The 8,313-nt window shown below is 72.6% G+C and carries 7 protein-coding genes; 3 read left to right on the top strand and 4 right to left on the bottom strand.

What is annotated here, in order from left to right; all coding sequences use genetic code 11:
• Positions 1-416 precede the first annotated feature (416 nt).
• From rnhA to ispH, 3 genes are all read right to left on the bottom strand, one after another.
• Positions 417-875, bottom strand: coding sequence for a ribonuclease HI (gene rnhA, locus ACFE8Y_RS19380; protein WP_375466009.1), 459 nt, complete (start codon positions 873-875; stop codon positions 417-419).
• The gene (locus tag ACFE8Y_RS19375; protein WP_375466008.1) at positions 872-1,837 is read right to left on the bottom strand and encodes a homoserine kinase; all 966 of its coding nucleotides are present in this window, start codon (positions 1,835-1,837) and stop codon (positions 872-874) included. Before ACFE8Y_RS19375 ends, rnhA begins: the two co-directional genes overlap by 4 nt.
• Positions 1,838-1,964: 127 nt before the next feature.
• The gene (gene ispH / locus ACFE8Y_RS19370) at positions 1,965-2,987 is read right to left on the bottom strand and encodes a 4-hydroxy-3-methylbut-2-enyl diphosphate reductase (RefSeq protein WP_375466007.1); all 1,023 of its coding nucleotides are present in this window, start codon (positions 2,985-2,987) and stop codon (positions 1,965-1,967) included.
• Positions 2,988-3,263: 276 nt separating this feature from the next.
• Between ispH and ACFE8Y_RS19365 the strand changes: the two genes are divergently transcribed.
• From ACFE8Y_RS19365 to ACFE8Y_RS19355, 3 genes are all read left to right on the top strand, one after another.
• Positions 3,264-5,252 (top strand): monovalent cation:proton antiporter-2 (CPA2) family protein, encoded by a 1,989-nt coding sequence (locus ACFE8Y_RS19365; protein ID WP_375466006.1) that lies wholly within the window; start codon positions 3,264-3,266, stop codon positions 5,250-5,252.
• 317 nt (positions 5,253-5,569) lie between these two features.
• Positions 5,570-6,997, top strand: a complete 1,428-nt coding sequence (locus ACFE8Y_RS19360; RefSeq protein WP_375466005.1) for an MATE family efflux transporter — start codon at positions 5,570-5,572, stop codon at positions 6,995-6,997.
• A gap of 138 nt (positions 6,998-7,135) precedes the next feature.
• A complete protein-coding gene (locus ACFE8Y_RS19355) occupies positions 7,136-7,867 on the top strand; it encodes a DUF937 domain-containing protein (RefSeq protein WP_375466004.1) in 732 nt (243 codons plus the stop codon).
• Between the two features lie 30 nt (positions 7,868-7,897).
• Here ACFE8Y_RS19355 and ACFE8Y_RS19350 read toward each other — a convergent pair whose 3' ends face one another.
• The gene (locus tag ACFE8Y_RS19350) at positions 7,898-8,122 is read right to left on the bottom strand and encodes a Flp family type IVb pilin (RefSeq protein ID WP_375466003.1); all 225 of its coding nucleotides are present in this window, start codon (positions 8,120-8,122) and stop codon (positions 7,898-7,900) included.
• Positions 8,123-8,313 lie beyond the last annotated feature (191 nt).

Raw genomic sequence — 8,313 nt, 5'->3', positions numbered from 1 at the left:
GACCGCGCGTCCCTCCCGCGTCTGCGGGCTTGCGGCTTCACACATCTTGAGACCGGTGCTGCGTGGATCGCGCGCGGCACTGCCCGGCCCCCTCTCCCCACACATCTCGGGCTTGCCCGAGATGTGCAGTTCGGATGTCCAAGTCGGGTAGGCCCGACTTGGATGGGAGAGGGCTGGGGTGAGGGGCGTGACCTCTCCGGAGGGTTCTCGTCCCTCTCCCCGTCCCTCTCCCGAACGGGAGAGGGGACCCGCGCCCATTTCGGATCCCGTGGAGCGATGTGTGCATCCGCAAGCCCCCCTGCGGGAGAGGGTGGCCCGCGGACCGGGATTCCTTCAGGGAGGCGGTGTACCGTGATCGGGCGCGCCGCAGGTGGCGCCGCTCCCGCGTGAGCCCGCCACGACGCGCAAAAGGGCCCTCAGCGCCGCGCCTTGAACGGCGCCATCGCGGCCACCGCCAGCGCGTCGACGCGGTTGTTGAGGGCGTCGCCCGCGTGGCCCTTGACCCAGTGCCACTCGACGGCGTGGCGGGTGCGCGCCGCGTCGATCCGGCGCCAGAGATCCTCGTTCTTGACCGGCTTCTTGTCGGCGGTGCGCCAGCCCCGCGCCTTCCAGCCGTGAATCCAGGCCGTGACGCCCTGGCGCAGGTACTGTGAGTCGGTGAACACGTCGACGCGGCAGGGGCGCTTCAGGGCTTCCAGGGCCTCGATCGCGGCGAGCAGCTCCATGCGGTTGTTGGTGGTGTGGGCCTCACCCCCCGAGAGCTCGCGGCTCGTGTCGCCGTAGAGCAGGATCGCGCCCCAGCCCCCCGGCCCGGGGTTCCCCGAGCACGCCCCGTCCGTGTAGATCCTGACCCGGCCTTCCCCGGCCTCGCTCATCGCGCGACGCCGTAGGCGGCCGCACCCTGCGCCTGCCGGTGGAAGGCGAGGCGGCAGTCGTACTCCCGCGGGTCCTTCGGCTGCACCAGGGCACCCGGCGGCACGTTCAGCCAGTCGACGAGGCGGGTGAGCATGAAGCGGAGCGCCGCGCCACGGCACAGGATCGGCAGCGCGTCCACCTCGGCCGGCTCCAGCGGGCGCACCGCTTCGTAGCCCGCGATCAGCGCCGCGCCCATGCCGCGGTCGAAGGCGCCGTCGGCGGAGAAGCACCACGCGTTGAGGCAGATCGCGAGGTCGTAGGCGAAGGCGTCGGTGCAGGCGAAGTAGAAGTCGATCAGCCCCGACAGGGCGTCGCCGATGAAGAACACGTTGTCGGTGAACAGGTCGGCGTGGATCACGCCGCCGGGCAGATTTTCGGGCCAGTTCGCCTCCAGCAGGGCGAGGTCGTCGCGGGTGCGCCGGGCGAGCCCCGGCGCGACGCCGTCGGCCTGCGCTTCCGCCTGCGCGAAGAGCGGGCGCCACGCCGCCACCGACAGGCTGTTGTCGCGGCGCATCCCGAAATCGGCACCGGCCGCGTGCAGCGCCGCGAGTGCCCGGCCGAGTTCCCGGCAATGGTGGGCGTTCGGCGCCCTGACGGAGACCCCGTCCAGGAAGCTGACGATCACCGCCGGCCGGTCGCACAGGCGCCCCAGCGCCGTGCCGGCGCGGTTGCGGATCGGTTGCGGACAGGCCAAGCCCCGCCCGGCCAGGTGCTCCATCAGGTTGAGGAAGAACGGCAGGTCATCCGCCCGCACCCGCCGCTCGTAGAGGGTGAGGATGTAGGAGCCCATCGTGGTGTGCAGGAAGAAGTTGGTATTCTCGACGCCCTCCGCGATGCCCTTGTAGGAGAGCAGTCCGCCGATGTCGTAGGCGGCGAGGAAGTCGGTCAGCGCCGCGTCGGACACCTCGGTATAGACGGCCACGGCTTCTTCCGCGCTCTTCGTTCGGGACCATTCGGGGACGCAACGCGCGGACGGACGGGTGTCCCTCCGACGCTCCCGGAGAGGCACGCGCGGGCCTTGCCCGAGCGCACCGGCAGAACCCCGAAAATTACTCGGCGGCTTCGCTGCGCAGCTCGCGCGGCAGCGGGAAGGACATGTCCTCCACCACCGTCTGCACCGTGTCGACGGTGACCGCGTAGCGGGCGGCGAAGGCGTCGATGATCTCCTCCACCAGCACCTCGGGGGCGGAGGCGCCGGCGGTGAGGCCGAGCTTGGCGATGCCGTCGAACGCCGGCCAGTCGATCTCCTCGGCGCGGAGCACGAGGCGGGTGATCGGGCAGCCGACGCGCTCGGCGACCTCGCGCAGGCGCTGCGAGTTCGAGGAGTTCGACGAGCCGACGACGATCAACGCGTCGACCAGTGGCGCGATCTGCTTGACCGCCTCCTGCCGGTTGGTGGTGGCGTAGCAGATGTCGTCCTTGTGCGGGCCGGTGATGGTCGGGAATTTTTGCTTGAGCGCGGCCACGATGTGGAGGGTGTCGTCGACGGACAGCGTCGTCTGCGTGACCCAGGCAAGGTTGTTCGGGTTCTCGGGCTCCAGCGCCGCGATCTGATCCAGGTCCTCGACCAGCGTGATCGAGCCCTTCGGCAGTTGGCCCATGGTGCCCACCACCTCCGGGTGGCCGGAATGGCCGACCAGCAGGACGTGGCGGCCACGCTTGTGGTGAATCTCGGCCTCGCGGTGGACCTTGGTCACCAGCGGGCAGGTCGCGTCGATGGTGATGAGGCCGCGAGTGTCGGCGTTCGCGGGAACCGTTTTCGCGACACCGTGGGCGGAGAAGATCACCGGGGCCGCGCCGTCGGGCACCTCGTCGAGCTCGCGCACGAACACGGCGCCTTTGCGCTTCAGGCTCTCGACCACGTACTTGTTGTGGACGATCTCGTGGCGGACGTAGACCGGCGGCCCGTAGATCGCCAGCGCCCGCTCGACCACGTCGATGGCCCGCACCACCCCGGCGCAGAAGCCGCGGGGCGCCGCGAGCAGGATCTCCAGCGGCGGCTTCGCGCCCGCCGCGGGCGCCCCGCCGGGAGCAGGCAAGGGAGCAGGCTTGAGATTCGTGATCGTGCTCATGGTCCGGGATGTGGCGGGGGGCGGCCCGCCCTGTCAACGGGGCGGCCGGGGAAACCGGCCGCGTCGGGGGAAGCCGTAGCACGTTTCCCGACACATCGCTCGACGGCGCGGCGGGGCAGCGCGTCGGCGGCGCGCAGCGTTCCCGGCAGGCGGTCCATCCCGGCGCGGCGGCGAGGACCCCGGCCGCGCCTCGCGTGACGAACGGCACCGTGCGAGGCTCGCGCGGATGCGCCGTCCGGGCTAAGGCCAGCGACGTCCCACGCGATCAGGCGCTTCATGGCGAGTCCGGCCGAACACGCGAGCTTCCTGCCCCCGGTCCTGACCTTCCTGTCGGCGGCGGTGATCGGCGTGCCGATCTTCCGGCTGCTCGGGCAGAGCGCCGTGCTCGGCTACCTCGTCGCGGGCGTCCTGATCGGCCCGTCCGGCCTCTCGCTGATCGCCGAGCCCGAGACGGCGGCGAGCGTGGCCGAGATCGGCGTCGTGCTGCTGCTGTTCATCGTCGGGCTGGAGCTGCACCTGTCGCAGCTCGTCTCGATGCGCCGCGACATCTTCGGGCTGGGCACCGCCCAGCTCCTTGTCTGCGCAAGCGTGCTCGGCGGCCTCGGCGTGCTGTTCGGCGCGAGCCCCGGCGCCAGCGTCGTGATCGGCATCGCGCTCGCCCTCTCGGCGACGGCGGTCGCGCTGCAGATGCTGGAGGAGCGCGGCGACCTCGGCAGCGCCTACGGCAGCCGCGCCTTCGCGGTGCTGCTGTTCCAGGACCTCTCCGTCGTCGGCATCCTGGCGCTGATGCCGCTGCTGGCCTCGGCGGGCGGGGGCGGCAACGCGCCCTGGCTCGCCGACGCGGCCGCCTCCACCGGCAAGGCGCTGGCCGCGATCCTCGCCGTCGTGCTGGTCGGGCGCTACGGCCTCAACCCGTTCTTCCGGCTGCTCGCGGCCAGCGGCGCCCGCGAGGTGATGACGGCGGCCGCCCTCCTCGTGGTGCTCGGCACCGCGCTGCTGATGCAGGAGGTCGGCCTGTCGATGGCGATGGGCGCGTTCCTGGCCGGCATCCTGCTCGCCGAATCGAACTTCCGCCACCAGCTCGAGGCCGACATCGAGCCGTTCCGCGGAATGCTGCTCGGCCTGTTCTTCATGAGCGTCGGCATGTCGATCGACGGCGGCTTGGTCCGCGCCGTCTGGCCGCTGCTGTTCGGGGCGACGCTGGCCGCCATCCTGGTGAAGGTCGCCCTGGTGGCCGGGCTGTTCCGCCTGTTCGGCTCGCCCTGGCTCGACGCGTTGCGCGGCGCCGCGATCCTGGCGCCGGCCGGCGAGTTCGCCTTCGTGCTGCTGCCGCTCGCGGGCTCCCTCGGGCTCGCCGACGCCAGCGCCGCGCGCTTCGCCGTGGCGCTGGCCGCGCTGACCATGCTGATCGGCCCGGTCGCGGCCAAGGGCCTCGACAAGGCCCTCGACGGGGTCCGCGCCCGTCGGACGGACGGCGAGGAGCGGGCGACCGACGTGGTCGAGAACGCCGAGGCCCGCGTCCTGGTGATCGGCTTCGGCCGCTTCGGGCAGATCCTGACGCAGGTGCTGCTCGCGGAAGGGATCGGCGTCACGGTGATCGACAAGGACGTGGAGCAGATCCGCTCGGCCTCGCGCTTCGGCTTCCGCATCTACTACGGCGACGGCACCCGCCTCGACGTGCTGCGCGCCGCCGGCATCGGCCGGGTGGAGCTGGTCTGCCTGTGCATCGACGACGCGGAGGCGACGCTCAAGATCGTCGACATCGTGCACGAGGAGTTCGCCAGCGTGCGCACCTACGTGCGGGCCTATGACCGGATGCACGCCGTCGAGCTGATGAACCGGGACGTGGATTTCCACGTCCGCGAGACCGCGGAATCGGCGCTGAGCTTCGGCCGCGCGACGCTCGAGGGCCTCGGGCTCTCGACGGCCGCCGCTTCGGCCCGCGTCGAGGACGTGCGCAAGCGCGACGTCGCCCGCCTCGTCCTGCAGCAGGCGGGCGCCCTGCCCGAGACCGGCGGCTGGCTGCGCGGCCTCGGGCCGGCCGAGATCAAGCCCGAGCCGCTCACCGCGCCGCAGCGTCCGGCGCGCGCCCTGAGCGCCGCGACCCGCGACATCATCGGCAACGACCGGCGTGAGGCCGCAGGCCGGATGCTCGAGCGGCCGCCGGTGGCGCCGGCCGATCCGGAGGCCGAAGGCGAGGCCGCCGCTCAGGACGCTCGCGCCGTACGGACGCTCGCCATGGAGACGCAATCCCATGACCCGTGACGCTGACGCTTCGACGGCTTTCCGCCGCAGGGGCGATGACGCACGCATGGACGCGGCGGATCGCGGACGAGGCGCATCGTCGGGCCGCTGGGATGCTGCGTCACCGATAAGATCCCGTCCGGCGCGCTTCCCTCCCCCCTCTGCGGGGGAGGGTGGCCCTCGCGTCAGCGAGGGTCGGGAGAGGGGAGCGCCGGTTCCGGCGCCGTCGCTCCCCTCTCCCGGCTTAGCTCGCGCTCCTCCCTCCCCTGCAGGCGGGGGAGGGAGGAGCGCGGGCCTGGGGTCGCTCCGGATCGCAATGTATCGGGCGCTCCAAATCGATGCCTGAAGCGAACCGCGATGTCCTGCGGCCCGAGGGCGGGGAAGGCCGCTTCGTCACCGGCTCGATCCTGCGCCACGTCGTGGTGATGAGCGCCACCGGCTCGGTCGGCCTGATGGCGGTGTTCGTCGTCGACCTGCTCTCCCTGCTCTACGTGTCGAAGCTCGGCGACACGAACCTCACCGCGGCGGTGGGGTTCGCGGCGATCGTCCAGTTCTTCGCCATCGCCATCAACATCGGCCTGATGATCGCTGGCGGCGCCCTGGTCTCGCGGGCGGTCGGCTCGGGCGAGCGCGCGGGCGCCCGGCGGATCGCCACCTCCGCGACGATCCACGGGATCGCCGCCGCCGCCCTCCTGGTCGCGGTCCTGCTGCCGCTCTCGGGCCCGCTCCTGCGGGCGATCGGCGCCGAGGGCGAGACGCTGCGCGTGGCCGAGCGCTTCCTATGGATCGCGCTGCCCTCGAACCTGCTGATGGCGCCGGGAATGATGTTCTCCGGCCTGCTGCGGGCGATCGGCGCAGCGCGGCAGGCGATGTTCGTCACCCTGGGCGGGGCGCTGGTCACCGTCGGGCTCGATCCGCTGCTGATCTTCGGGGCCGGCCTGGGCGTCGACGGCGCCGCGATCACCACCTGCGTCGCGCGGGGCGCCTTCGCGCTGATCGGCTGGCACGGGGTGGCGAGCCACCGCATGCTGGCGCGCCCGAGCCTTGCCGCCGCAATCCGCGACGCGCCCCTGGTGTTCCGGATCGCCCTGCCGGCGGTCCTGACCAACCTCGCGCCCTCCGTGGCGAGCGCCTTCCTCGCCCACGTGCTCGCCCGCTACGGCGCGGCGGCGGTGGCGGCCAACGTGGTGATCGACCGGCTGACGCCGGTGGCCTTCGGCGGCCTGTTCGCCCTGTCGGGCTCGATCGGGCCGATCCTCGGCCAGAACTGGGGCGCGGGCCGCTTCGACCGGATGCGGGGCATCCTGCGGGCCGGCACGCTCGTGACGCTGGTCTACGTCGGCGTGGTCTGGGCGACCCTGGTGCTCGCCCGCGAGCCCCTGATGCACCTGTTCGCCCTCGACGGGGTCGCGGCCGAATTGTTCGGGTTCTTCTGCCTCGTGAGCGGGGCGGTGTGGTTCTTCAACGGGCTCCTGTTCCTCGGCAACGCCGCGTTCAACAACCTCGGCTTCCCGTTCAGCTCGACCCTGCTCAACTGGGGCCGGGCGACGGTCGGCACCATGCCGCCGGCGCTCGTCGGCGCGGCCCTCTACGGGCCGCGCGGCGTCATCGCCGGCGTCGGGATCGGCGCGCTGGTCTTCGGCCTCACCGGGATCGTGCTCGCCGCGCGCACCGTGACCCGCCTGGAGCGTCGCACCGGCCCGCCGGTGCCCGGAGCGGGTGCCCCCGTGGCCGTGGCCCCGGCGCAGGCCGAGGCGCGCGTCTGAGGCGTTGCCGGGTCGGCGGGCTGGTTCGGGCGCCCGGCGGCCGCGGCTGGCCTTCGGCCGCGGGAAGGGGCTAGACTTCCGCGGATCGCGGGGTCCGGACGTCCGACGCCGCGCTTCGAGACCCCGAGGCCCCGCGCCATGTTCAACCCGCTCGACATGCTGAAGGCTCAGAACGGGGCCGGATTGCAGATCCTCGCGCAGCAATTCGGGCTCACCCCCGAGCAGGCCCGCCGCGCCACGGAATCCCTGATGCCGGCCTTCGCCCTCGGGATGCAGCGCAGCCCCGCGACCGACCCGACCGGCCTCTCGCAGCTCTTCGGCCTGACCGGGGCCCGCCCCGCCGCCGGGCCGGCCGACACCATGCTCGGGCAGATGTTCGGCTCGCCCGCGCTGACGCAGGCGATCCTCCAGCAGGCGTCGACGGCGAGCGGCGTCGGCTCCCAGGTGCTGCGCCAGATGCTGCCGGCGATCGCGGGCGCCGTCGTCGCCAGCATCGTTCACATGCTCCTGCAGCAGCAGGCTCCCGAGCCATCGCACGCACCGGCCCCCGCGCCGTTTTCGGTCAATCCGGTCTGGGCCGAGATGATGAAGGCGTTCCTGCCCGCCGCCGCGCCGCCGGAGCGGCCGCAGGTCGAGGTGCGCGCACCGGAGATCCGGCCGGCGCCCGCCGCGGGCGCGGATGCCGCCAGCGGCATGTTCGGGCAGATGCTGCGCACAGGCGCCGAGGTTCAGGAGCAGAACATCAGGGCGATGCAGGGCCTGTTCGAGGCGTTCTGGACCGAGGCCGGCGCGGGCGAGACGAGATCGCCGCCGGCCACGCAGCCGGAGGGTCCTCACCGGCCGCGGAAGGGCCGCGGGCCGGTGCGCTGACGCCGGGCACGGACGGGAGCGCCCCGACGCTCAGCCCGCTTGGCTGATGGCGTTGCCGATCGTGGTGTAGACGTTGCTCACCCGAGAGCTGTAGAGCCGCAGGCTGCCGGCGATCACGACGAAGATCAGCCCGCCGATCATCGCGTACTCGATGCTGGTGGCGCCTCGCGAATCCGCGGTGAAGCGCCACCTGAGGCGCTCCCAGCTCCCACCGCCGCGCGGCTCAGCCTTCTGGTTGATGGCCGGCCTCGGCATGGATGATCGCCCGTCCCCTGTGGCGCGACTCACCGTATCCCCGGGACCTTGCCGATTGCTTAAGGAGCGCGCGGGGCCGAGCGACCGGATCAGGGGATCCGGCCGGCCGCATCCGTCGCCGTGCGGGGCGCGCCTCAGCCGTGCCCGGCTTCCTTGCGCAGGGCGTCGATGCGCCGGGAGGCCTCGGCCTT

The organism is uncultured Methylobacterium sp. (genome assembly GCF_964242245.1).
Classification (GTDB): domain Bacteria; phylum Pseudomonadota; class Alphaproteobacteria; order Rhizobiales; family Beijerinckiaceae; genus Methylobacterium.
Note: the sequence above shows the minus strand (reverse complement) of the source record. Positions and strands in the feature narration are given on the sequence as shown.